Here is a 23,552-nt window from a genome sequence, read left to right on the forward strand (position 1 = left end):
ACGAATTTCGGCATTCGACCAGACCCGGTCGGTCACGACAGGCGCCAACCATGTCCGGCCCTTACAGAAGCTGCCGATTGGACGCGTAGAAGTGGACGATTGGCAATGCCAAGGAACCGAACCTAACGCCACTCCATGGCGGGAGCCACGTGAGTCAGGATCGACTCGATCACATGGCAATTATAGTCGACGCCCAGTTGGTTCGGCACGGTGAGCAGCAGCGTGTCGGCCTCGGCAATTGCTTCGTCCTCCTTCAGTTGCGCAATGAGCTTGTCCGGCTCGGCCGCATAGGACCGACCGAAGATCGCCTGCATATTATCGATGATGCCGATCTGATCGCTCGACTCATCACGGCCGAAATACGCGCGATCCCGATCGTCCGTTATCGCAAATATGGAGCGTGAGACCGAGACGCGCGGTGCCCAGTCGTGCCCGGCGGCTTTCCACGCCTCACGGTAATGGCGGATTTGCCTGGCTTGCTGAATGTGAAACGGCTCGCCGGTCTCATTGGCTTTCAGCGTGGAACTTTGCAGGTTCATGCCTCTTTCGGCCGCCCATTGCGCAGTCGCGTTCGATGCCGATCCCCACCAGATCCGCCTGTGCAAGCCGCTCGAATGCGGCTCAAGGCGCAGCATGCCTGGTGGATTGGGGAACATGGGGTTGGGGTTTGGCGCGGCGAAACCCTGCCCGCTGAGCAATTTCAGGAACACTTCGGCATGGTGACGGCCCATATCCGCGTGGGTCTGGCCCTGCGCCGGCGCATAGCCGAAGTGGCGCCATCCATCGATCACCTGTTCCCCGGAGCCGCGGCTGATTCCCAGTTGAAGGCGTCCATTGCTGATCAGGTCGGCAGCACCCGCATCTTCGATCATGTAAAGCGGATTCTCGTAACGCATGTCGATGACGCCAGTGCCGATCTCGATTCGGCTCGTCTTTGCGCCGATGGCTGCCAATAGCGGGAACGGCGAAGCGAGCTGCTGCGCGAAATGGTGTACGCGGAAATAGGCACCGTCGGCGCCAAGCTCTTCAGCCGCGACCGCCAGATCGATCGACTGGTGCAGCGTGTCACTTGCCGTGCGCGTTTGAGAATGGGAGGTGTTCGACCAGTGGCCGAAAGACAGGAAGCCGATTTTCTTCATTGGGTCCAGATAGTGCCCACCCGCACCACGTCAATTGCGATGCTGTGGACAGCCACCATGATGTGGTTAGACGGCTTATGGCCTGACTTTCAATCAACCAATCGCGGGGTGACCAAGCAATCTAATGGGTGACGCCGCTAGGCGTCTGGTATTGGCGAAGAACCTGCCCCTGAGCATGTCGCTAGGTACGATCCATAAGTCCCGATGCCGGCGGTTCCGGTCGACGCTGACAGTTGGATGAACGAATGGCGGTTTTCGGGCCGAGTCCAAGCAACCTGCATGACCGAAATTGAGGCGCAAACCGGCCGATGCTCCTCCATCAAACGCCGCCTTCCAGCTGGGTCACCCGATTACGAAGACGCCGTCTCGACACTCGCACGGGACTGTCGCGCGCGTGCCTCGCTCCAGACGACAGTCTCACCCTTCAACTGGGCGCACCCGCGATCATAGCGCGGCGCGCGAGACTCGACATCTCCCGCCCAATCCCCTACAGGCCGCGCCCACATGTCCCGACTCTGCTCAGGCAGCGCCGGGATTGTACCGTCCGAGACAGCAGGTGCGGGGAGTTTGCCCCGCTTAATGCCCTGCCAAGACGGGGAAAAGTTCACCGGCCCTGCCCCTCGGGGTTTAGGCCGGGTCTGCCGAAGCCTCCTTGGCCCGGCCAGGCGACCGACCCCTCGGACGGGTCGCGGGACGGCGTATCTGTCCTGTGATCCAAAGCCCCTGCGGATGTGCTGCAGGGGTGGTTCTAAGGAGTAAGGCATGGATCGAGCTCAAAAAGCCGAGCTGGTCGCCGAGCTGCAGAGCACCTTCAAGGGCACGAGCGTGGTGATCGTCACCCGCAATCTCGGCCTGACCGTCGCGCAGTCCACTGCGCTCCGTCTGAAGATGCGCGAAGCTGGTGCCAGCTACAAGGTATCGAAGAACAAGCTCGCCCGCATTGCCGTCGAGGGCACGCCCTACACAGCGATCAACGATCTGCTGGTGGGGCCGACCGCGCTCAGCACCTCCGTCGATCCCGTCGCCCCCGCAAAGGTGATCGTGGATTTCGCGAAGACCAACGACAAGTTGGAAATCGTCGGCGGCGCGATGGGCGATACGGTTCTCGACGTGGCCGGCGTGAAGGCGCTGGCCGAGCTGCCGTCGCTCGACGAACTGCGCGCCAAGATCGTGGGCCTCGTACAGGCGCCCGCGACCAAGATCGTCCAGATCGTCCAGGCACCCGCAGGCCAGCTGGCCCGCGTGTTCGGCGCTTATGCGGCGAAAGAAGACGCCTGATTTTCGGCGCTTTCAATTCGATATCCGATTTCGACTGACACAAATTGGGCCCGAGCGGCCCTGATGGAGACTTAAAATGGCAGACCTTAACAAGCTCGTTGACGATCTTTCGGCTCTCACCGTTCTCGAAGCAGCCGAGCTCTCGAAGCTCCTCGAAGAGAAGTGGGGCGTTTCGGCCGCTGCTGCGGTTGCGGTTGCGGCACCGGCCGGCGGTGGCGCTGCTGCTGCCGCGGTCGAAGAGAAGACCGAATTCGACGTCATCCTGACCGGCGACGGCGGCAAGAAGATCAACGTGATCAAGGAAGTCCGCGCGATCACCGGCCTGGGCCTGACCGAAGCCAAGACTCTCGTCGAGTCGGCTCCGAAGGCGATCAAGGAAGGCGTCAGCAAGGACGAGGCCGAGAAGGTCAAGAAGCAGCTCGAGGAAGCCGGCGCGACCGTCGAACTCAAGTAAGCTTCTTTCCGCCCGATCGGGCGGGACGAACTTCGACGAAGGGCGGCTCCGCGAGGGGCCGCCCTTTTTCTTTTGGCGATAAAGCCCCCCTCACTTCCCGGCGGTCATCACCGTCATCTTCTTGCCCGATCCGCCCTGCCGCAGCGTATCGAGGGTGACCACCACCGTGGTGCCCACCGTGACGACGCCGGCCATCGCCTTCTGGATATCGGCGGGCACGGTCAGACGGGCGCGCTCGTCGGGGGTGACCTCGACCGGGCCGGGCAGCGTCTCGCCCGGCATCGGCAGCTTCATCCAGCGATAGCGATCGCCCTCGATCGCGCCGAGCGTATAGGCGGTGGTGCCGGTCACGGCGCCGGCGATCCGCACCGGCGCCGAGCCGATCGGGGTGCCGTTGCGCAGCACCAGCATGCGGCTGTCGGCCGCGCTGATGATGATCGACACCGGCCCGCTCGGCGAGCGCTCGGGCTGCCACAGCATGCCGCCGAACAGTTCATCGGCCGCGTGCGCGGGATCGGCGCTCAGCACGCTCGGCGTCGGCGCGAAGCGCGGCACCTCGGCGCCGGCGGTGATGATCACGGTCAGGCCCAGCCGGGTGACGCCGTAGAGCAGCCTGGCGAAGGCCAGCGGCAGGCGCACGCAGCCATGCGAGGCGGGATAGCCGGGCAGGTTGCCGGCATGCATCGCGATCCCGTCCCAGGTGAGCCGCTGCATATAGGGCATCGGCGCGCTGTTATAGAGGTTCGACCTATGGTCGACATTCTTCTGGAGCAGCGTGAACACGCCGGTGGGCGTCTCATGCCCCTTCTTGCCGGTCGACACGGTGGAGATGCCGATCGGCACGCCGTTGCGATAGGCATAGGCACGCTGCTGGGCGATGCTGACGACGATCACGACCGGGCCGGCGGGCGCGAGATCCGGCGCCCAGAGGAAATCGCCGGGCTTCATCGCCGCGACCGTCGCGCCGACCGTCGCATCCTGGAGCGAGGGCGCGGCGAGCGCGGGGGTGGCGGCAAGCAATAGGCCGGCGAGGAGGTTGCGAACCATCGTACCTGTCGTTCCTTCCTGTCATCAACTCAGTATGTGCTGCTGGCATATCGCAGTCGAGCGTCGGCGATGACGATGATTTTGCGCATGACGATCGAGGGGCGGATCGCCCCTTCCCAAAACCTACAGGCGGGCCTATATAGCCGCTTCCAAATACATCGGCAGATGCTCGGCGCGTGCGCGCGGGCGCCGCCCTTGGCCCTCCGGGACACGGCCCGCCTTGCGAACGGACCGCGACGAATTGGAGAAGGTTTTCAGGGGTTTTCCAAACGCTGGCAGTGCGGTTCCCAACAGCCCGGGACCCGCACTTTTTGTCGTGAGACGCATAAGCGACTCGGGCACGAATCGGGCTGAATTCCGCTGCGATGCGGACGAAATTTTGACGCGAGGGAAATTACGCAATGGCCACCCAGGCAGTTCCGGCGACCGCCAAGAAGCGCATCCGCAAGGTCTTCGGCAACATCCACGAAGTCGTGCAGATGCCGAACCTCATCGAGGTTCAGCGTGAATCCTACGAGCAGTTCCTGCGCTCGCGCCCGGCCGACAACTATGTGTCGGGCCTGGAGAAGACGCTGCGCTCGGTGTTCCCGATCCGCGACTTCGCCGGCACTGCCGAGCTCGATTTCGTCCAGTATGAGCTGGAGGACCCCAAGTACGACACCGAGGAGTGCCGCCAGCGCGGGATGACCTATGCGGCGCCGATGCGCGTCACGCTGCGCCTCATCGTGTTCGAAGTCGATCCCGATACGGACACCCGTTCGGTCCTCGATATCAAGGAGCAGGACGTTTACATGGGCGACATGCCGCTCATGACCCAGAACGGCACCTTCCTGATCAACGGCACCGAGCGCGTCATCGTCTCGCAGATGCACCGCTCGCCGGGCGTCCTGTTCGACCATGATCGCGGCAAGACCCACGCGTCGGGCAAATATCTGTTCGCCGCGCGCGTCATTCCGTATCGTGGTTCGTGGCTCGACTTCGAGTTCGACGCAAAGGACATCGTCAACGTCCGCATCGACCGCAAGCGCAAGCTGCCGGTGACGTCGCTGCTCTATGCCCTCGGCCTCAACGGCGAGGACATTCTCAACTATTTCTACAAGACGCAGACCTATATCCGCGGCGATGGCGGCTGGAAGGTTCCGTTCGTCCCCGAGAACTGGCGTGGCCAGAAGCCGGCGTTCGACGTCGTCAACGGCGAGACCGGCGAGGTCGTCTTCCCCGCCGGCACCAAGATCTCGCCCCGCGCCGCCAACAAGGCCGGCAAGGACGGGCTCCAGACGCTGCTCATCCCGACCGACCAGATCTTCGGTCGCTACTCGGCCTATGACCTGATCGACGAGAGCACCGGCCGCATCTATATCGAAGCCGGCGACGAGGTCTCGCCCGAGAATCTCGAAGCGCTCGACAAGGCGGGCATCGACCATATCGAGCTGCTCGACATCGATCATATCTCGACCGGTCCCTGGATCCGCAACACGCTGAAGGCCGACAAGGTCGAGGAGCGCGACCATGCGCTCAGCGAGATCTACCGCGTCATGCGCCCCGGCGAGCCGCCGACCAAGGAAACCGCTGAAGCGCTGTTCGCCGGCCTGTTCTTCGATCCCGAGCGCTACGACCTGTCGGCCGTGGGCCGCGTCAAGCTGAACATGCGCCTCGAGCTCGACGCCGAGGACACGATCACGACGCTGCGGTCGGAGGACATCCTCGCGGTCGTCAAGACGCTCGTCGACCTGAAGGACGGCAAGGGCGAGATCGACGACATCGACAATCTCGGCAACCGTCGCGTCCGTTCGGTGGGCGAGCTGCTCGAGAACCAGTATCGCGTCGGCCTGCTGCGCATGGAGCGCGCCGTCAAGGAGCGCATGTCGTCGGTCGACGTGTCGACCGCAATGCCGAACGACCTGATCAACGCCAAGCCCGCGGTCGCCGCGGTGCGCGAGTTCTTCGGCTCGTCGCAGCTGTCGCAGTTCATGGATCAGACCAACCCGCTCTCCGAAGTGACGCACAAGCGTCGCGTCTCGGCGCTCGGGCCGGGCGGCCTCACCCGCGAGCGCGCGGGCTTCGAGGTCCGCGACGTCCATCCGACCCATTATGGCCGCATCTGCCCGATCGAGACGCCGGAAGGCCCGAACATCGGCCTGATCAACTCGCTGGCAAGCTTCAGCCGGGTGAACAAGTACGGCTTCATCGAGACGCCGTACCGCAAGGTCGTCGACCATAAGGTGACCAACGACGTCGTCTATCTGTCGGCGATGGAAGAGGCCAAGCACACGATCGCGCAGGCGAATGCCGAGCTCGATGGCGAAGGCCATTTCGTCGAGGAGCTGATTTCGTCGCGCGAAGCGGGCGAGTTCCTGATCGCGCCGCGCGATCACATCACCCTGATGGACGTCAGCCCCAAGCAGCTCGTCTCGGTCGCGGCATCGCTGATCCCGTTCCTGGAAAACGATGACGCCAACCGCGCGCTGATGGGCTCGAACATGCAGCGCCAGGCCGTGCCGCTGGTTCGCGCCGAGGCGCCGTTCGTCGGCACCGGCATGGAAGAGACCGTCGCCCGCGATTCGGGCGCCGCGATCGCGGCGCGCCGCTCGGGCGTGATCGACCAGGTCGACGCGACCCGCATCGTCGTCCGCGCGTCGGGCGATGTCGATGCCGGCAAGTCGGGCGTGGACATCTACACGCTGATGAAGTTCCAGCGTTCCAACCAGTCGACCTGCATCAACCAGCGCCCGCTGGTGAAGGTGGGCGACGTGGTCAACGCCGGCGACATCATCGCCGACGGCCCGTCGACCGAGTTCGGCGAGCTGGCACTGGGCCGCAACGTGCTCGTCGCGTTCATGCCCTGGAACGGCTACAACTATGAGGATTCGATCCTCATCTCCGAGCGGATCGTGAAGGACGACGTCTTCACCTCGATCCACATCGACGAGTTCGAGGTGATGGCCCGCGACACCAAGCTCGGGCCGGAAGACATCACCCGCGACATCCCGAACGTCGGCGAGGAAGCGCTGCGCAACCTCGACGAGGCAGGCATCGTCTATATCGGCGCCGAAGTGGAGCCGGGCGACATCCTGTGCGGCAAGATCACGCCGAAGGGCGAAAGCCCGATGACGCCGGAGGAAAAGCTCCTCCGCGCCATCTTCGGCGAGAAGGCTTCGGACGTTCGCGACACCTCGCTGCGCCTTCCGCCGGGCGTCTCCGGCACGGTCGTCGACGTGCGTGTGTTCAACCGCCACGGCATCGACAAGGACGAGCGCGCGATGGCGATCGAGCGCGAGGAAATCGACCGCCTGACCAAGGACCGCGAGGACGAACGCGCGATCCTGAACCGCGCCAACTATGCCCGACTCCGCGAGATGCTGCTCGGCCAGGTCGCGACCGCGGCCCCCAAGGGCATCAAGAAGGGCTCGGAAATCGACGACGCCCTGCTCGAAGAGGTCGAGAAGCGCGACTGGTGGAAGTTCGTGGTCGCGGACGACGCGCGCCAGGCGGATCTCGAGGCGGTCAAGGCCCAATATCACGAAGCCGTCGGCCTGATCGTCAAGAAGTTCGAGGATCGCGTCGAGAAGCTGCAGCGCGGCGACGAGCTGCCCCCGGGCGTGCTCAAGATGGTCAAGGTGTTCGTCGCGGTGAAGCGCAAGCTGCAGCCGGGCGACAAGATGGCCGGCCGCCATGGCAACAAGGGTGTGATCAGCCGCATCCTGCCGCAGGAGGACATGCCGTTCCTTGCCGACGGCACCCCCGTCGACATCGTTCTCAACCCGCTCGGCGTGCCGAGCCGGATGAACGTCGGCCAGATCTTCGAGACCCATCTTGGCTGGGCCGCCCGCGGCCTGGGCAAGCAGGTGACCCAGGCGTTGGAGGAGTGGCGCGAAGCCAATCCGGACGTGACCGGCGGTCAGGCACCGGCGGTGGTCGTCGATCGCCTGAAGGTGATCTATGGCGAGCAATATCATGCGGAGATCGAGGCGCGGTCGTTCGACCAGATCGTCGAGATGGCGGGCGTGCTGAAGAACGGCGTGCCAATGGCGACGCCGGTGTTCGACGGTGCGCGCGAAGCCGATGTCGCGGAGATGCTGCGCAGGGCCGGGCTCGACGAGAGCGGCCAGGTGGAGCTGTTCGACGGCCGCACCGGCGACCAGTTCGACCGCAAGGTGACCGTGGGCTATATCTACATGCTCAAGCTCCACCATCTGGTCGACGACAAGATCCACGCACGCTCGATCGGGCCGTACAGCCTCGTCACCCAGCAGCCGCTGGGCGGAAAGGCGCAGTTCGGCGGCCAGCGCTTCGGCGAAATGGAGGTCTGGGCGCTCCAGGCCTACGGCGCCGCCTACACGCTGCAGGAGATGCTGACGGTGAAGTCGGACGACGTGGTCGGCCGCACCAAGGTCTATGAGGCGATCGTCAAGGGCGACGATACCTTCGAGGCCGGCATCCCGGAGAGCTTCAACGTGCTCGTGAAGGAAATGCGGTCGCTCGGCCTCAACGTCGAACTGTCGTCGATCGCCGACACGTCCGACGAGGGCCAGGCCGAGGCCGCGGAGTAGAACGCAATCTCCCTCTCCCTTCAGGGGAGAGGGCCGGGGGTGATGGCACGCAGCCGCTAGCGGCAACGCTGAGATGACAGCGTGCCCTCACCCCTCCCAGCCCGAATGGGCTGGGGCCCTCCCTCTCCCTGAAGGGAGAGGGGCAAGAGATTTCAAGGAAGGGTTCGAACCCATGAACGAACTGACCAATTTCGCCAATCCGGTCGCCAAGGCCGAGACTTTCGACCAGATCCAGATCGGCATCGCCAGCCCGGAGCGGATCCGCAGCTGGTCCTTCGGCGAGATCAAGAAGCCCGAGACGATCAACTATCGCACGTTCAAGCCCGAGCGTGACGGCCTGTTCTGCGCGCGCATCTTCGGTCCTATCAAGGATTATGAGTGCCTGTGCGGCAAGTACAAGCGCATGAAGTACAAGGGCATCGTCTGCGAGAAGTGCGGCGTCGAGGTTACCGTCTCGAAGGTCCGCCGCGAGCGGATGGGCCATATCGAGCTCGCCGCCCCGGTCGCGCACATCTGGTTCCTGAAGTCGCTGCCGAGCCGCATCGGCCTGCTGCTCGACATGCAGCTCAAGCAGCTCGAGCGCGTGCTCTACTTCGAAGCCTATATCGTCATCGAACCCGGCCTGACCGCGCTGGAGAAGTTCCAGCTCCTCACCGAGGACGAACTGCTCGCCGCGCAGGATGAATATGGCGAGGACGCCTTCTCCGCCGGCATCGGCGCGGAAGCCGTGCGCCGCATGCTCGAGGAACTCGATCTCGAGGGCGAGAAGGAAGAGCTGCTCAAGGAGCTCTCCGAAACCAAGTCCGAACTCAAGCCCAAGAAGATCATCAAGCGGCTGAAGGTCGTCGAGAGCTTCCTGGAATCGGGCAACCGCCCGGAGTGGATGATCCTCGAAGTCGTCCCGGTCATTCCGCCGGATCTGCGTCCGCTGGTCCCGCTCGACGGCGGCCGCTTCGCGACCTCGGACCTCAACGATCTCTATCGCCGCGTGATCAACCGCAACAATCGCCTCAAGCGCCTCATGGAGCTGCGCGCGCCGGACATCATCGTCCGCAACGAAAAGCGCATGCTGCAGGAGTCGGTCGACGCGCTGTTCGACAATGGCCGCCGCGGCCGGACGATCACCGGCGCCAACAAGCGTCCGCTGAAGTCGCTGTCCGACATGCTCAAGGGCAAGCAGGGCCGCTTCCGCCAGAATCTGCTCGGCAAGCGCGTCGACTATTCGGGCCGTTCGGTGATCGTGACCGGTCCAGAGCTGAAGCTGCATCAGTGCGGCCTGCCGAAGAAGATGGCGCTCGAGCTGTTCAAGCCGTTCATCTACGCCCGTCTTGACGCCAAGGGTCTGTCGATGACCCTGAAGCAGGCCAAGAAGTGGGTCGAGAAGGAGCGCAAGGAAGTCTGGGACATCCTCGACGAAGTGATCCGCGAGCATCCGGTGCTGCTGAACCGCGCGCCGACGCTCCACCGTCTCGGCATCCAGGCATTCGAGCCGGTGCTGATCGAGGGCAAGGCGATCCAGCTTCACCCGCTGGTCTGCTCGGCCTTCAACGCCGACTTCGATGGCGACCAGATGGCCGTGCACGTTCCGCTGAGCCTCGAGGCCCAGCTGGAAGCGCGCGTCCTGATGATGTCGACCAACAACATCCTGTCGCCAGCCAATGGCAAGCCGATCATCGTGCCGTCGCAGGACATGGTGCTGGGCCTCTATTATCTGTCGATGATGAAGGAAAAGGAGCCGGGCGAAGGCTCGATGGTCTCCGACATGGCGGAAGTGCACCAGGCGCTCGCCGCCAAGGCGGTCACGCTGCATACCAAGATCATCACCCGCGTCCCGCAGACCGACGAGGACGGCAACCAGTATATGAAGCGCGTCGAGACGACGCCGGGCCGCATGCTGCTCGGCGAGACGCTGCCGAAGAGCCACAAGGTGCCGTTCGAGACCGTCAACCGCCTGCTGACCAAGAAGGAGATCGGCGACGTCATCGACATCGTCTATCGCCACACCGGCCAGAAGGAGACGGTGCTGTTCGCCGACGCCATCATGGCGCTGGGCTTCCGCCACGCATTCCAGGCCGGCATCTCGTTCGGCAAGGACGATATGGTGATCCCAGACGCCAAGGAGCCGCTGGTCGAGGAGACCCGCGGGCTGGTGAAGGATTTCGAGCAGCAATATCAGGACGGCCTGATTACCCAGCAGGAAAAGTACAACAAGGTGATCGACGCCTGGTCACGTTGCGGCGACCGTGTCGCAGACGCGATGATGAAGGGCATCTCGGCGATCAAGCATGACGAGAACGGCCGCGAGAAGCCGATCAACGCGATCTACATGATGGCGCACTCCGGTGCCCGTGGTAGCGCCGCGCAGATCAAGCAGCTCGCCGGCATGCGCGGCCTGATGGCCAAGCCGTCGGGCGAGATCATCGAGACGCCGATCATCTCGAACTTCAAGGAAGGCCTGACCGTCCTCGAATATTTCAACTCGACCCACGGCGCCCGCAAGGGCCTGGCCGACACCGCGCTCAAGACGGCGAACTCGGGCTACCTGACCCGCCGTCTGGTCGACGTGTCGCAGGATTGCGTCGTCGTCGAAGTGGATTGCGGCACCGACCGCGCGCTCGACATGAAGGCGATCGTCCAGGGCGGCGCCACCATCGCCTCGCTGGGCGAGCGCATCCTGGGCCGCACCACGGCCGAGGATATCGTCGACAGCAAGACCAACGAGGTGCTGATCGCCGAGGGCACGCTGCTCGACGAGCCGATGGTTGCCGCGATCGAGGCGATCGGGGTGCAGGGCGTCAAGATCCGCTCGCCGCTGGTGTGCGAATCCAAGGGCGGCGTCTGCGCGGCCTGCTACGGCCGTGACCTTGCCCGCGGTACGCCGGTGAACATCGGCGAAGCGGTCGGCGTCATCGCGGCGCAGTCGATCGGCGAGCCGGGCACCCAGCTGACGATGCGGACCTTCCACATCGGCGGCGCGGCGCAGATCAACGAGCAGTCGAACCTCGAATCGATCGCCGACGGCACCATCGAATATCGCGACCTGCGCACGATCACCGATCCGCGCGGCCGTCATGTCTCGCTGAGCCGTTCGGGCGAAGTTGCGATCATCGACGGCGAGGGTCGCGAACGCTCGACCCACCGCCTGCCTTATGGTGCGCATCTGCTGCTCGACGATGGCGCCAAGGTGTCGAAGGGCGATCGCATCGCCGAGTGGGATCCCTTCACCATGCCGGTGATCACCGAGACCGGCGGTACGGTGAAGTATCAGGACCTGCTCGACAACCAGACGCTCACCGAGCAGACCGACGAAGCGACCGGCATCAGCCAGAAGGTCGTGATCGAGTATCGCGCCACCAGCCGGAAGGAGGATCTCCGTCCGCGCCTGACCCTGCTCGACGACTCGTCGGGCGAGACTGCGCGCTACATGCTGGCGCCGGGCGCGATGCTCTCGGTCGAGGACGGACAGACGGTGAAGGCCGGCGAGGTTCTCGCCCGCGTCAGCCGCGAGTCGGCCAAGACCCGCGACATCACCGGCGGTCTGCCGCGCGTCGCCGAGCTGTTCGAGGCGCGCAAGCCCAAGGAGAACGCGATCATCGCGAAGGTCTCGGGCCGCGTCGAGTTCGGCAAGGACTACAAGGCCAAGCGCAAGATCATCATCCGTCCGGACGATGGCAGCGATGCGGTCGAGTATCTGGTGCCGAAGTCCAAGGTGATCGACGTGCAGGAAGGCGATTACGTCAAGCGCGGCGACAACCTGATCGGCGGCTCGCCCGATCCGCATGATATTCTCGAGGTGCTCGGCATCGAGCCGCTCGCCGAATATCTCGTGTCGGAAATCCAGGAGGTCTATCGTCTCCAGGGCGTGAAGATCAACGACAAGCACATCGAGACGATCGTTCGGCAGATGCTGCAGAAGGTCGAGATCACCAGTGGCGGCGACACGACGCTGCTCCCCGGCGAGCAGGTCGACCGCGAGGAAATGGACGAGATCAACGCCAAGGCGGAAGCCGAAAATCGCGAACTCGCCCAGGGCAAGCCGATCCTGCTCGGCATCACCAAGGCCTCGCTGCAGACCCGTTCGTTCATCTCGGCCGCCTCCTTCCAGGAGACGACCCGGGTGCTCACCGACGCGTCGGTGCAGGGCAAGGTCGACACGCTCAACGGCCTCAAGGAGAATGTCATCGTCGGCCGGCTGATCCCGGCGGGTACCGGCGCCGGCATGAGCCGTCTCCGGGTCACCGCCACCAGCCGCGATGCCGCGCTGCGCGCCGCACAGCGCAACTGGCAGGAATCGCTGATCGCGCCGCAGAGCGCGGCGGAGGAGCATGCCGCCGAGCTGCGCCAGCCGGTCGAAGCCGATATCGGCGACGATGTGCTTGGCGCGGTGGTGGGCGAGAGCCATGGCACCGATGCCGACGCCGGGGATTACCTGACCGAGGAGTGATCCTCGGCCAGCGCGGCCAGCATTGAAAAAGAAAACCCCGCCGGTGCGAGCCGGCGGGGTTTTTTGTTGGGGAAGAAGTTCGGGATGAGCGGATGAGACCACCCTAGGTCATCCCGGCCTTGAGCCGGGATCCCGCTCCTTCTCAGAGCATCTGCTCGTACAGATCGTTCCATTCGGGATTGCCGCGCTCGATAAGCGCGAACTTCCAGTCACGTCGCCAGCGCTTCAGCCGCTTCTCATGGGCGATGCATTCGAGCATGTCGCCGCCCTGCTCCGCCCAGACAAGACGTGCGAGGCGATAGCGCGCGCAGAAGTCAGACCCCTCGCCCAATCGATGCTGATGCACACGCGCCGCGAGGTCGGACGTCACTCCAACATACATCGCGCCGCGATAACGATCCGCCATGATGTAGACCCAGCCGCGATTCATGACGGAAGGGTTCGAAGAAGCGGGATGCCGGGTCAAGCCCGGCATGACGACGTAAGAAGAGGCTGTTTGCTATCCGCCGCCGGTGTCAGCCGAGCATCTCGGCGACGATCTGGCGTAGCTCGCTACGGGTCAGCACGGCCGAACGCGGTGCTGAGGGTCGCCGGTCGGCGGAGGCGTGGGAAATAAGGGTACGATTCTTGATTGAACGGTTTTTGAGTATTGAGTGCATGATATCCTTGGCGCACCATTTTTGGTCGCGCATTTTTTGGGAAAGTCCGGCGACTGGCCGGAAGCTGGCGTCCCAGGCCGAACGCAGCGCGTTCAGGCCCGGGACGGTCAGAGTTTAGCGCCGGAAGCCTCCGCGTCGCGGGCCGCCGGGCGCAGCGCCCGGGGTCCGTTCGCGGAAAATGATCCGGCCCTTGTCGAGATCATAAGGTGTCATCTCGACCTGGACACGATCGCCGACCACCGAGCGGATGCGGAAACGCCGCATCTTGCCCGCCGTATAGGCGATGATCCGATGCTCATTCTCGAGAGTGACGCCGAAGCGCCCGTCGGGAAGTATTTCATCGATCGTGCCGTCGAGGACCATGAGATCCTCTTTGGCCATGGCTCGGCTCAGGCCGGCTGGAGGTTGCAGGCCGACTGCTTGCCGCGGCGATCGGTTTCCAGCTCGTACTTGACGCGCTGGTCCTTCTGCAGGGTCGACATGCCGGCACGCTCGACGGCGGTGATGTGGACGAAGCTGTCACCCGAGCCATCCTCTGCCTGAATGAAGCCATAGCCCTTGTCGGTATTAAAGAATTTGACGACGCCGGTCAGCATTTAGCGTCCTTTCACGAATCAATTTTCTCCCGACGACATGCCTGGGAGGCTAGGTGGCATGAAATGGAGAAATCGGCTTTCAAGAAGCCTCAAAATCCGTCGCAGGCGACGTCAGCCCCTTCCCTCTAGCATTTCGGCGTCAAAAGTCAATCGAACTTGCCGAACGGCCAGCCGAGCCACAGGATATTCATGCGCGCGTGCAGCAATTAAATCGGCTAAATGCCGCGTTATTTTGCGCCGGTGAACAGCAAACCGAGAAAGCTCGCGACAATTTGCACCGTATCGGCTATAATCTTTTTGCTAATAACGGCAGGCACGATCGCGTCGTGCAGGAGCCCCCCATGTCACGAGCCCTCAATCTGGACGCCACGCTGGCGCACGTCACCGCCATGTGCACCAAGCATGACGCTACCATCAGCGTCATCGAACCGCTGCAGTCAGGCGGTACCCGCGTGGTCCTGCTGAATGCGATCGATGCCGCCACGATCTCACGCGCCTATGGCACCAAGGTCATGACCGGCGCGGTCAACCGTATGCCGATCCGGCCGCGACACTGATCTTCGCTGCGGAAAATGACGGTTCGTTTTTGCCGGCCCGCAATGATAGCATCGCGCCGCAGGGAATCGTAGGACGCTCGCCGTTCGCCAGATGCGCTCCTCGGCAAGAGGAGACTCCATGGCCATGACCCGCTGGACAACGACACCGTCGACAAAAGCCTCATGGGCTATCCTTCAGCAAGGCCGGCGGCCATGACCGGCGCCTTCTGGAGCTCCGACGCGCGCCTGCTGCGCGCGCAGGATTACGGACGCGGCTGGCATGGCCCGAAAAGCGGTCCCGCAGAAGTGATGCGCGGATCGCTTGCCGCGCTGGCACGCCATGTGTCGGACCAGGATCCGGAGGATCTCTGGCGTTTTGCAATCGTGACCGCCGAGGATCATTATATCCGCAGCGCCGAGCTGCGCGACCTGCTGCGGCGCAAGGATCTGCCCAAGCCATGACGTCCGCGGGTCTGTCCCAGAGCCGCGCTCGAACCCGGCGCCTGCAACCGCCGACCGGAGGCCGCGCCGGCACCCGCAGCACGCCACCGCCGCGCCGGACGGTGACGCTCACCGCCGCGATCGAGACGATGACGCGCGGCGCCGCGTTTCTCTATGCCCGCGCCGCCGCCCTCGAACAGGACGGAATATCGAGTGCGGCGCATCGCAACACCGTGCTGGGCAATTCACTGCGCGAGCTCGACCGGTTCCTGAACATATTGCTGGACGAACTGGCGGCCGCGTCCGGACTGTCGGGGCACATGCTGCGCGCCTTCACGCGGCGGCGCACCGTAACCGCCAAGCTGGCCGCCTATCCCGCGCTGTTCGGCCACCGCATCGACGATCGCGCCCGCCTGCTGGTGCTCGCCGAGCGGCGCGGCGCGCTGCTGTCGAGCGCGATCAAGAGCGGGCGGCGATGCGACGCGAAGCTGCTCGCCGGACTGCCCGTCGCGGCGGCGCCCGCCGCGCTCGACCTGAAGAGCGTCACCATCTATTATGGGCGGCTGGCGACCCGGATCATCCGCCATGTCGAACGCGTCCGCACCGCGCGTTCATCAGGCCGGCGACGGTTTGTCGCCTTCGTGCAGGCGGCGCGCTAGCTGAGGCGAGCGGCCGGCAGCCGGCTCAGCCGGCCTGGCGCAGGCTCACGTCCGAATAGGTGCCGTCGTCGAGGGCAACGCCGCTCGCCTGGCGCTTGCCCTTTGCCAGCGCGCGTTCGGCGCGCAGCAGGAGCTGCTCGAGATCCGCACCCTGTTGCAGGTCCACCGCATAGCCGAGGTTCGCCGTGATGATGATGTCCTCGCCGTCTACCGCATAGCTCTTGTCGAGCGTGCCGACGATCTGGTGCGCCAGTGCCTCCGCCTCCGCGCTGGTGCCCATATCAGGCTGGACGATCACGAAATCGTCGCCGTTGAGACGGATGACGAGGTTGTCGCCGCGCACCACGCGCCGCAGCCGTTGCGAAACCGCCTTCAGCAACGCGTCGCCGGCCATATGGCCGTACATCTCGTTGACCGGCTCCAGCCGGTTGATATCCACGCAATGGACCGCGATCAGCTCCGATCCGTCGGACCGCGCGGTGAGCTGCTCGAAGCGCTCGCGCATGACCAGCCGGTTCGGCAGGCCGGTCAGGTCGTCCTGGCGCGCGAGCGTCTCCATCAGGCGGCGCAGCGAGATTTGCGCGGCGCTGTCCCGATAGCGCTGAACCATCGACAGGACGCCACCCGCCAGGAACAGGGCGGTGAGGATGGCCGTGCCTTGATCGGCGCCGCCCGGCATCGACAGGCTCACCAGGATCATCGGCACGATCGCGGTCAGTATCGCGGTGATGCTGATCCAGGGGCGCAGCGAGACGGTCGCCGCCACGCCGGCGCCATAGCCGAACACCAGCGCGATCAGCGGCTTGTGCACATCGCCGTCGGCCACCCAGTAAGCGCGCGCGGCAAAGGCGCCGAAGGCTGCCGCGAAGGCGATGTAGGAGATTGCGAAGCGCCGCTCGATCATCCGCACGGCCACCGCGCCGATCGCAGCGGACCGCACCGCGCTGCGATGACCAAACAGCGTCACCAACCGCACCGCCGAGGCGGCCAGGCCGATTATGTACAGGTCGAGCAGCAGCGGGTCTTCGCCGCGGGTCAGGATGTAGAAGCCGGTTCCGGCAAAACAGAGCGTCATGATCAGCGGCGCCAGCGCAAAGCCGAACAGCGACTGGACCAGCTCGATATAGGTGCCCTCGGGCAAGCGCGTCGGCATCAAGGCTGTCCCGCGGCGCGAGCCGCGCGATCGGAAAGGGAGGTTGATCAAACGCGGCACTCCGTCAGGCACAGCGCGTCCCCCAACGCAATGCATGCCTAGCAGATCGGACTGCAGACGTAACCCGTGGATTTACCTGTGTTCCTGGCCATCGATCCGGGATGTTTTCGCCCTCTGGCGAGACACCGGGAAAGGAATGGCGCGAGTGACGGGGCTCGAACCCGCGACCTCCGGCGTGACAGGCCGGCGCTCTAACCAACTGAGCTACACCCGCGAACGATCGCGTCGTGGAGCGGGCACCTAGTGGAGCCCCGATCACCTGTCAACATCGCGCGGCATCATTTTCGGAGCTCGGGCGGCAGCGCCGGATCTTCCTCTTCATGCGCGTTGGTGAAGGTGCCCTCGGCAAACAGGAAACCGGCGATGTCCGGCCAGCCGGCAGCATCGAGGATCGTCTTGAGGATGATCAGCAGCGGCACGGCGAGCAGCGCGCCGGCCGTGCCCCACACCCAGCTCCAGAAGCTCAGCGCGACGAGAATCAGCAGCGGATTTATCGTGAGGCGCCGGCCGACCAGCATCGGCGTCAGCACATTGGCCTCGACCAGGTGGACCGCGATGAACAGCAGCGCGGGGACCAGCGCATAGCCCAGATCGGAAAAGGTCATCAGTCCGCCGACGGCGAGCAGCACCGCGCCCACGATCGGTCCGAAATAGGGCACATAGTTGAGGATCGCCACCAGGCCGCCCCACATGATCGGGCTGGGCATCTCGACGAACCACAGCATCAGCGATACCAACACGCCCATGCCGATGTTCACCGCGGTGATCGTCGCCAGATAGGCCGAGGTGCGATCGACCATCTCCTGGATCACCCGCGCCGTGGTCATCGCGCTCGAAAAGCTGCCGCGGCTGGTGATCGTGCGGCGGCGCATGCGCGTCCAGCCCGACAGGAAGAAATAGACAACGAGGGTCGCGAACACCATCTGGACGAGCAGGTGCGGCGCCGAACTGGCGACATAGTCGAACAGCGAGTTGGGCTGCTCGACCGTCACCGTCCGGCCGCGTGCGGCCGAGTTGCGCAGCAGCGAGCCCATAGTCTCGTCGACGAAGCGCTCGAACGACGAATAGATGTCGATCAGCGGCGAGAGGTTCTTGCGGATCAGCTTGATGCGCGAGGGAAGCCGCGCGAACCACTCTGTCGCCGGCACGATCACCGATGCGATCGCGGCGTTGGCCAGGCCGAGAAACAGCAGCACGCATAGCAGCCCCGCCAGCGGTGAAGGCAGGCCGCGCCGTTCGAGCCATTCCAGCAACGGCACCAGCGCCACCGCGATAACCAGCGCCGTGGTTACCGGCAGGAAGAACTCGGAGCCCGCCCGCAACGCGAAGGGAAAGGCAAGGATGATGCCCGCGCCCGCGGTCAGGGCAAGCCAGGCCAGCAGCCGGTCGCGGCGATAAGCCATCTCCACCTGTCCGGCCATCGATTCGCGCAGGATCTGGACGACGGGTTCGGCCGCCGTCGGAATCGACTGCTCCTCCCGCTCAATCAGCTCGTCCCCCATCGATTCGCTCCGCCGGGCAATGCGCCCGAAATGCCATTATCGCGCTCTTTTCGGCAGCGGGCCAGCGGCTCGCGAAAAGCCTGCCAAACCGTTGCGGAAACATTGCGATATCACAACAGCTTCGTGGCAAAGATATGGCCCCTTGCGTTAGCAGTTGCACAAAAACACCATATCTGGGGTTCCTCGACCCATCCTGCGGACGAAACGATTCATCGTGCCTTTGTTGACTCCGAGCTCCGGGGCTCCCAATGGGACCTCGAAATTGGTCGTCCGGGGCACGACGCACTTACCGCCTCCTGCCGACAAGTCGTGGAAGAGCACCTCGTCCTTTGTTTCGAAGGTTCGGGCGAGCGTGGACTTTTGCGCATTGCATGGAGTGCTGAATGTCCGCGAAACTTGCTCAACATCCGCTCATGATCGCGGCGATGCTGATCGCTGCCGCCACGGGCGCTATGGGCTTTGCGGCTATTCCCGTATCCGAGCCAACGCTCGCCTATCAGTTAACCCCCCAGATCACCGCCGACGACAAGGTCGTCGATGACGGCATCGATCAGGTGATCTTCAAGGAGGCCGTCGCCTCCAATTCCAAGCTCGACCAGGATCTCGAATGCATGGCCAAGGTCGTCATGCATGAAGCCGGCAACCAGCCGCGCCCCGGCCAGCTTGCGGTTGCGCAGCTGATCATGAACCGCGTGGGCCAGGACCGCTTCGGCGACACCGTCTGCGCCGTGGTCAACCAGCCCGGCCAGTTCTTCCGCACCGCATCCTATAATCCGCCGCGGGATTCGCAGCGCTGGGCCAATGCCGTCGAGGTTTCCCGCCAGGCGATGGCCGGCAACGCCGAGCAGATCGTGCCGGGCGCCGTTTTCTATCACGCGGCCTACCAGTCGCCGAACCGGTTCTTCCGCACCCGCGAGCGTATCTCGATGGTGGGCGATCACGTTTTCTACCGCTGAGGCGGCACGCTAACGTCCGTCATGTCCTCGCAGGCGGGAATGACGGTTGAGAGTCATGCAAAAATGTTTAGGGCGCGGCCATGTCCCGCACCACCCGTGCCACCCAGTTCCTTGCGCAGGCCAAGGTCGCGCACAGCGTCCACGGCTATGACTATGCGCCCGGCGGCGAGCGCGTCGGGCTGCAGGCGGCCGACGCGCTGGGCGAGCCGCCCTCGCGGGTGCTCAAGACGCTGATGATCGAGATCGACGGCCGGCCGGCGTGCGCGGTGATCCCGTCGGACCGCGAACTTTCCATGAAGAAGGTGGCGGCAGCGCTCGGCGGCAAGGCGGCGCAGATGATGAAGCCCGCCGACGCCGAACGCATCACCGGCTATCATGTCGGCGGGATCAGCCCGTTCGGACAGAAGAAGCGGCTGCCCGTCGCGATCGAGCGAGACGCGCTCGCCGAGGACCAGGTGTACATCAATGGCGGCCAACGCGGGCTGCAGGTGCGGCTGGCGCCCGGTGACGCGACAGAGGCGCTGGGCGCGGTTGTGGCGGCGCTGACCGCCTGAGACCGCGCTACTGCGTCCCGGCCGGCGCCTCGTCGCCGAACCGTGCCGCCTGCGCTTCCTTCCACCTGGCGTGCATCGCCTGCCGCGGCGCGGTCACGCCGACGGCATCCATGACGGCGGTCCAGCGGCCGGCGAGATCCGATGCCTGTTGCTGGAAATCGCTTGGCGGCTTCTCGTCGATCCATGCCGACAGCGTCCCGGCATTGGCGAACAGCAGCACCAGCGCCGCGACGATGATGGTGATCGTCGTCCAGGCGAGTGGATCTCCCTGCTCGGCCGGATCGCCCGGCAGATCGACCGGCGAGACCAGTTCATGCTCCTTCATCTCGCGCACCATCGCCGTCTCCGCCCTAAAATTGATAGTAGATGAAGGGCGCGACCCCTTCAAAGCGCATCGCATCGATCAGCAGGATCGCTATCGCCACCAGCAGCCCCAGGACCGGCGCCGGCAGCCGTCGCAGCCGCTGCGCAATCGCCTGAGCCAGGCCTGGGGGCGTGAAGTGGAACGCCATGCCGAGCAGCATCAGGCCGGCCAGCAGCGGCGTGGTCATGCCGTTGCTCCAGTCGCCGCCGGCGATGCCGCGCAGATAGGCGATCGCCGCGTCGAAGCTCTCCGCGCGGAAGAAGATCCAGCCGAGGGTGACGATGTGGAAGGTGACGAGGATGCCGAGCAGCTTCGGCAGGCCCGGCAGGCCCGCCTTGCGCCACAAGGTCTCGACCACCTGCACGCCGCCATGCAGCGCGCCCCAGATCAGGAAGGTCCACTTCGCGCCATGCCAGAAGCCGCCGAGCAGCATCGTCAGCAGGATGTTGCGGCACTGCATGAACAGGCCGCCGCGATTGCCGCCAAGACCGATATAGAGATAGTCGCGCAGCCAGCTCGACAGGCTGATGTGCCAACGCCGCCAGAAATCCTGGAGGGAGGCGGCGCGATAGGGCTGGTTGAAGTTGCGCGGGAAGCGGTAGCCGAACAGCGCCGCGATGCCGATCGCCATGTCGCTATAGGCCGAGAAGTCGCAATAGATCTGCACCGCATAGCCATAGGCAGCTAGCAGCAGATCGAGGCTCGAATGGGCGGACGGGTCGAAGAACACCGGATCGACCAGGTTGACCGACAGCTCGGACGCGACGACCGCCTTCTTGAACAGGCCCCAGACGATCAGCAGCAGCGCCATCGACGCCATGCCGCGGCTCAGCTTAGGCGTCTTCTCGAACTGGGGCAGCAGATCGGCGCCGCGCACGATCGGCCCCGCCACCAGATGCGGAAAGAAGGACATCAGCAAGGTGATGTCGAGCAGCGATCCCGCGCGGATCCGCCCGCGATAGACGTCGATCAGGTAGGACATGCCCTGGAAGGTGAAGAAGGACACCCCCACTGGCAGCACGATCTGCAGCAGCGGCAGGTCGCGCGCATAGCCCCAGGTCGCCAGCAGCGCGCCGAGCTGCTCGAGGAAGAAGTCGTAATATTTGAAGAAGCCGAGGATGCCGAGATTGGCGACGATGCCGATCGTCACCACGAGCTTGCGCGTTCCGGGCGCCTCCAGCGCATCGATGATGCGCGCCGAGCTCCAGTTGATGAAGGCCGAGGCGATCAGCAGCGCGACGAAGCGCCAGTCCCACGCGCCGTAGAAGACCCAGCTGGCCAGCAGCAGCAGGATCTTGCGCCACTCGTTGCTGCCCGACACCGCCCATATCAGCGTGAAGGCGACGAGGAAGAACAGCCCGAAGTCGAGCGTGGGGAACAGCATCTAGCGGACGATCCGCGCCACCGCGTCATCCCAGCGAAGGCTGGGATCTCTGTTTTCCTCTCTCATCGGGGAGAAGTGAGATCCCAGCTTCCGCTGGGATGACGAATGGGCCACTCTATCGGTTCTCACCAGTGCCACCCCGCTCCGGCCGCTGCGTCCATGTCCGCCTGCAGTCGCGTCGCGATTTCCTGGCCACCAGCGCTGTTGTAATGGACATAGTCCCCGCGCATCCGGGTCGGCTGGAGCTTGACCCAGCTGACCGCGGTGCAGCGCCCGCCCATGCGGGCCTCCCAGTCCCAGAACGCCAGCCGCAGCTGATGCGCGACGCGCCGCTGGACCTCGCGCACGACCTTCAGGCCGGGCGGCGGGAAGAGCGGGCGGGCGGTGATCGACCAGCCGATCTGCTGCGGCGCCGACACCGGCGCCGCAGCGGCGGGAGGAGCCAGCAACGGCGCGGTGCCGCGCGCGACCGTCACGCGATCATCGAGCGCGTCGAGCACATCCTCGATCCCGCTGGACATGCGATCGGTGCTGGCGGCGGGCGCCGTGGAGACGGGCGATGGCGGCGGCGCGGGCACCGGCTCGACGCAGGGCGCGGGCGTGACGGTGGCGGCGTTCGACAGCAGCTCGGAACGGCGCGTCAGTGCGTCCGGCGCCCCGAGCAGCAACATCGGCACACGGCCCGCCAGTCGGCGGATGCGGCCGATCTGGGTCCGCAGCACGATTTCATATTCCTGTGCGCTGACCCGCGGCGCGAAGCCCTCATTGGTTCCGAAGGCGATGACGATCAGGTCGGGCTGGTAGCTGCGCAGCTCTTCGGCCAGCACGGCATCGTCGTTGCGGCTGAAGTGGACCAGCTGCGAGCCTACCACCCCGACATTCGACAGCGCGACGCCGCCTGCATCCCGGAAGCTGGCCCAGCTGGTGATCGTCACCGGCCCGCCTTCGGTCACGACCGATACCGCCGGCTGCGGTTGGTCGAACGTCATCTCCTTGCACTCGGCCCGGGTGATCAGCGCGCCGAGCTCCATGCGTTCGGTCTGGCCGCCGATGCTGATCGCCAGGGTGCCGGCACCCGGCTGCGCCATCGCGCACAGCACGAAGCGGGTGAAGGTCTCGGTTGCCGAGGTCGTCAGGCCGATCCGTGCGCCAGCCTGGGTCGAGGTGATGCTGAACCCTGCCAGTCCCAGTGGCCCGCGCGTCCCCTGCGATCCAGGCCCGAAGATCGAGGATATGGTCCAGCCCGCAGACATGTCGACGCTCACGCCGCGCGGATTATAGCCCTGGAAGGGCAGGCCCGGCGGCAGAACCCCGCGCCCGCCGCTGCCGTAGCGCGCCTGCAGCATATCGCGCCATGCGCCGGTGATCGCGTCGCCGGCGGTATGGCTGTCGCCGATCTGGAGGATGTGCACCGGCTTGCCGCCGCTCCCGCGCGCGCTTGCCAGCTTGTCGAAATAGGGCCGCAGCACCGAATAGTCGCACAGCGATCCGGCACAATCGGCCGTGACCGCCGGTGCTGCCGCAGCCGCGGCAGCGAGCGCAAACATGGCGATCATCTAGTTGCTGTTGGCCGGCGCGACATCGTCGCTGCCGATGTCGGGCGGGAGGAGATCGGCCGGCGCGCCCTTGGCGGGCGGCAGGTGCGGCTCGGGCGTGGCCCTGGCCGGCTCGCCCGCCAGCGGATCTTCGAGCCTGGGTACGCTTTTTGCCGCCGGCTTCGGCGGTGGCGGCGGCGTCACCAGCGGCGCGGGCGCGGGCGCGACCAGGGGCGGCGGC

General features: G+C 65.0%; 19 protein-coding genes, 1 tRNA gene and 1 pseudogene. 9 read left to right on the forward strand and 12 right to left on the reverse strand.

All coding sequences use genetic code 11. The features are described 5' to 3' along the window. Window positions 1–122 precede the first annotated feature (122 nt). On the reverse strand, window positions 123–1,139 hold the full coding sequence (locus tag AC1DPF_RS16870; RefSeq protein WP_477872533.1) for an LLM class flavin-dependent oxidoreductase: 1,017 nt from the start codon (window positions 1,137–1,139) through the stop codon (window positions 123–125). Between the two features lie 762 nt (window positions 1,140–1,901). On the opposite strand from AC1DPF_RS16870, the gene rplJ reads away from it, so the two are divergent. Both rplJ and rplL read left to right on the forward strand, forming a co-directional pair. Beyond that, window positions 1,902–2,417 (forward strand): 50S ribosomal protein L10, encoded by a 516-nt coding sequence (gene rplJ, locus AC1DPF_RS16875; RefSeq protein WP_477872531.1) that lies wholly within the window; start codon window positions 1,902–1,904, stop codon window positions 2,415–2,417. Window positions 2,418–2,493: 76 nt separating this feature from the next. Then, entirely contained in the window at window positions 2,494–2,871 is a 378-nt protein-coding gene (gene rplL, locus AC1DPF_RS16880) for a 50S ribosomal protein L7/L12 (RefSeq protein WP_477872529.1), read from the forward strand. 90 nt (window positions 2,872–2,961) lie between these two features. Here the strand turns inward: rplL and AC1DPF_RS16885 are convergent, their stop codons facing one another. Next, complete coding sequence (locus AC1DPF_RS16885; protein WP_477872527.1) at window positions 2,962–3,918, reverse strand: L,D-transpeptidase; 957 nt, start codon at window positions 3,916–3,918, stop codon at window positions 2,962–2,964. 401 nt (window positions 3,919–4,319) lie between these two features. On the opposite strand from AC1DPF_RS16885, the gene rpoB reads away from it, so the two are divergent. Together rpoB and rpoC are read left to right on the forward strand one after the other, a co-directional pair. Next, on the forward strand, window positions 4,320–8,468 hold the full coding sequence (rpoB, locus tag AC1DPF_RS16890; protein WP_477872525.1) for a DNA-directed RNA polymerase subunit beta: 4,149 nt from the start codon (window positions 4,320–4,322) through the stop codon (window positions 8,466–8,468). 172 nt (window positions 8,469–8,640) lie between these two features. Then, the gene (gene rpoC, locus AC1DPF_RS16895; protein ID WP_477872523.1) at window positions 8,641–12,912 is read left to right on the forward strand and encodes a DNA-directed RNA polymerase subunit beta'; all 4,272 of its coding nucleotides are present in this window, start codon (window positions 8,641–8,643) and stop codon (window positions 12,910–12,912) included. Window positions 12,913–13,054: 142 nt separating this feature from the next. Here the strand turns inward: rpoC and AC1DPF_RS16900 are convergent, their stop codons facing one another. From AC1DPF_RS16900 to AC1DPF_RS16910, 3 genes are all read right to left on the reverse strand, one after another. Beyond that, window positions 13,055–13,342 (reverse strand): GIY-YIG nuclease family protein, encoded by a 288-nt coding sequence (locus tag AC1DPF_RS16900; RefSeq protein WP_477872521.1) that lies wholly within the window; start codon window positions 13,340–13,342, stop codon window positions 13,055–13,057. A gap of 343 nt (window positions 13,343–13,685) precedes the next feature. Beyond that, on the reverse strand, window positions 13,686–13,952 hold the full coding sequence (infA, locus tag AC1DPF_RS16905; protein WP_340316322.1) for a translation initiation factor IF-1: 267 nt from the start codon (window positions 13,950–13,952) through the stop codon (window positions 13,686–13,688). An 8-nt stretch (window positions 13,953–13,960) separates the two neighbouring features. Next, window positions 13,961–14,167, reverse strand: a complete 207-nt coding sequence (locus tag AC1DPF_RS16910) for a cold-shock protein (protein WP_477872519.1) — start codon at window positions 14,165–14,167, stop codon at window positions 13,961–13,963. Window positions 14,168–14,508: 341 nt separating this feature from the next. Between AC1DPF_RS16910 and AC1DPF_RS16915 the strand changes: the two genes are divergently transcribed. From AC1DPF_RS16915 to AC1DPF_RS16925, 3 genes are all read left to right on the forward strand, one after another. Continuing rightward, window positions 14,509–14,724: a hypothetical protein gene (locus tag AC1DPF_RS16915; RefSeq protein ID WP_477872517.1), complete on the forward strand. Its 216-nt coding sequence runs from the start codon at window positions 14,509–14,511 to the stop codon at window positions 14,722–14,724. 192 nt (window positions 14,725–14,916) lie between these two features. Beyond that, complete coding sequence (locus AC1DPF_RS16920; protein ID WP_477962481.1) at window positions 14,917–15,165, forward strand: hypothetical protein; 249 nt, start codon at window positions 14,917–14,919, stop codon at window positions 15,163–15,165. Then, window positions 15,162–15,803: a hypothetical protein gene (locus tag AC1DPF_RS16925; protein ID WP_477872513.1), complete on the forward strand. Its 642-nt coding sequence runs from the start codon at window positions 15,162–15,164 to the stop codon at window positions 15,801–15,803. Before AC1DPF_RS16920 ends, AC1DPF_RS16925 begins: the two co-directional genes overlap by 4 nt. A gap of 25 nt (window positions 15,804–15,828) precedes the next feature. On the opposite strand, the gene AC1DPF_RS16930 is transcribed toward AC1DPF_RS16925, so the two are convergent. The 3 genes from AC1DPF_RS16930 to AC1DPF_RS16940 all read right to left on the reverse strand — a co-directional run bounded on the left by AC1DPF_RS16930 (window position 15,829) and on the right by AC1DPF_RS16940 (window position 18,518). Further along, on the reverse strand, window positions 15,829–16,956 hold the full coding sequence (locus AC1DPF_RS16930) for a diguanylate cyclase domain-containing protein (protein ID WP_477872511.1): 1,128 nt from the start codon (window positions 16,954–16,956) through the stop codon (window positions 15,829–15,831). Window positions 16,957–17,153: 197 nt separating this feature from the next. Further along, window positions 17,154–17,230: transfer RNA gene (locus tag AC1DPF_RS16935), tRNA-Asp, on the reverse strand. Window positions 17,231–17,294: 64 nt separating this feature from the next. Then, entirely contained in the window at window positions 17,295–18,518 is a 1,224-nt protein-coding gene (locus AC1DPF_RS16940; RefSeq protein ID WP_477962484.1) for an AI-2E family transporter, read from the reverse strand. A gap of 383 nt (window positions 18,519–18,901) precedes the next feature. Between AC1DPF_RS16940 and AC1DPF_RS16945 the strand changes: the two genes are divergently transcribed. Together AC1DPF_RS16945 and ybaK are read left to right on the forward strand one after the other, a co-directional pair. Next, window positions 18,902–19,474: a cell wall hydrolase gene (locus AC1DPF_RS16945; RefSeq protein ID WP_477962486.1), complete on the forward strand. Its 573-nt coding sequence runs from the start codon at window positions 18,902–18,904 to the stop codon at window positions 19,472–19,474. Between the two features lie 80 nt (window positions 19,475–19,554). Next, window positions 19,555–20,028, forward strand: coding sequence for a Cys-tRNA(Pro) deacylase (gene ybaK, locus AC1DPF_RS16950; protein ID WP_477962488.1), 474 nt, complete (start codon window positions 19,555–19,557; stop codon window positions 20,026–20,028). A 7-nt stretch (window positions 20,029–20,035) separates the two neighbouring features. On the opposite strand, the gene AC1DPF_RS16955 is transcribed toward ybaK, so the two are convergent. The 4 genes and pseudogenes from AC1DPF_RS16955 to AC1DPF_RS16970 form a co-directional block, all read right to left on the reverse strand. Further along, complete coding sequence (locus AC1DPF_RS16955; RefSeq protein ID WP_477962490.1) at window positions 20,036–20,365, reverse strand: hypothetical protein; 330 nt, start codon at window positions 20,363–20,365, stop codon at window positions 20,036–20,038. Window positions 20,366–20,378: 13 nt separating this feature from the next. After that, window positions 20,379–21,776, reverse strand: coding sequence for an MBOAT family O-acyltransferase (locus tag AC1DPF_RS16960; RefSeq protein ID WP_477962492.1), 1,398 nt, complete (start codon window positions 21,774–21,776; stop codon window positions 20,379–20,381). A 125-nt stretch (window positions 21,777–21,901) separates the two neighbouring features. Beyond that, on the reverse strand, window positions 21,902–23,332 hold the full coding sequence (locus tag AC1DPF_RS16965; protein WP_477962494.1) for an SGNH/GDSL hydrolase family protein: 1,431 nt from the start codon (window positions 23,330–23,332) through the stop codon (window positions 21,902–21,904). After that, window positions 23,333–23,552, reverse strand: a pseudogene (locus tag AC1DPF_RS16970) (GDSL-type esterase/lipase family protein); the annotation flags it as partial.

This window comes from Rhizorhabdus sp. P4_G6 (genome assembly GCF_056401045.1).

Bases quoted from the DNA above. Each gene is read 5' to 3' on its own strand.
- AC1DPF_RS16910 (WP_477872519.1), bottom strand. From the start codon at position 14,167: ATGCTGACCGGCGTCGTCAAATTCTTTAATACCGACAAGGGCTATGGC.
- rpoB (WP_477872525.1), top strand. From the start codon at position 4,320: ATGGCCACCCAGGCAGTTCCGGCGACCGCCAAGAAGCGCATCCGCAAG.
- rpoC (WP_477872523.1), top strand. From the start codon at position 8,641: ATGAACGAACTGACCAATTTCGCCAATCCGGTCGCCAAGGCCGAGACT.
- AC1DPF_RS16930 (WP_477872511.1), bottom strand. From the start codon at position 16,956: ATGCCGACGCGCTTGCCCGAGGGCACCTATATCGAGCTGGTCCAGTCG.
- AC1DPF_RS16870 (WP_477872533.1), bottom strand. From the start codon at position 1,139: ATGAAGAAAATCGGCTTCCTGTCTTTCGGCCACTGGTCGAACACCTCC.
- AC1DPF_RS16925 (WP_477872513.1), top strand. From the start codon at position 15,162: ATGACGTCCGCGGGTCTGTCCCAGAGCCGCGCTCGAACCCGGCGCCTG.
- AC1DPF_RS16965 (WP_477962494.1), bottom strand. From the start codon at position 23,332: ATGATCGCCATGTTTGCGCTCGCTGCCGCGGCTGCGGCAGCACCGGCG.
- AC1DPF_RS16940 (WP_477962484.1), bottom strand. From the start codon at position 18,518: ATGGGGGACGAGCTGATTGAGCGGGAGGAGCAGTCGATTCCGACGGCG.
- infA (WP_340316322.1), bottom strand. From the start codon at position 13,952: ATGGCCAAAGAGGATCTCATGGTCCTCGACGGCACGATCGATGAAATA.
- AC1DPF_RS16955 (WP_477962490.1), bottom strand. From the start codon at position 20,365: ATGGTGCGCGAGATGAAGGAGCATGAACTGGTCTCGCCGGTCGATCTG.
- AC1DPF_RS16960 (WP_477962492.1), bottom strand. From the start codon at position 21,776: ATGCTGTTCCCCACGCTCGACTTCGGGCTGTTCTTCCTCGTCGCCTTC.
- ybaK (WP_477962488.1), top strand. From the start codon at position 19,555: ATGTCCCGCACCACCCGTGCCACCCAGTTCCTTGCGCAGGCCAAGGTC.
- AC1DPF_RS16885 (WP_477872527.1), bottom strand. From the start codon at position 3,918: ATGGTTCGCAACCTCCTCGCCGGCCTATTGCTTGCCGCCACCCCCGCG.
- rplL (WP_477872529.1), top strand. From the start codon at position 2,494: ATGGCAGACCTTAACAAGCTCGTTGACGATCTTTCGGCTCTCACCGTT.
- AC1DPF_RS16945 (WP_477962486.1), top strand. From the start codon at position 18,902: ATGTCCGCGAAACTTGCTCAACATCCGCTCATGATCGCGGCGATGCTG.
- AC1DPF_RS16915 (WP_477872517.1), top strand. From the start codon at position 14,509: ATGTCACGAGCCCTCAATCTGGACGCCACGCTGGCGCACGTCACCGCC.
- rplJ (WP_477872531.1), top strand. From the start codon at position 1,902: ATGGATCGAGCTCAAAAAGCCGAGCTGGTCGCCGAGCTGCAGAGCACC.
- AC1DPF_RS16900 (WP_477872521.1), bottom strand. From the start codon at position 13,342: ATGAATCGCGGCTGGGTCTACATCATGGCGGATCGTTATCGCGGCGCG.
- AC1DPF_RS16920 (WP_477962481.1), top strand. From the start codon at position 14,917: ATGACCGGCGCCTTCTGGAGCTCCGACGCGCGCCTGCTGCGCGCGCAG.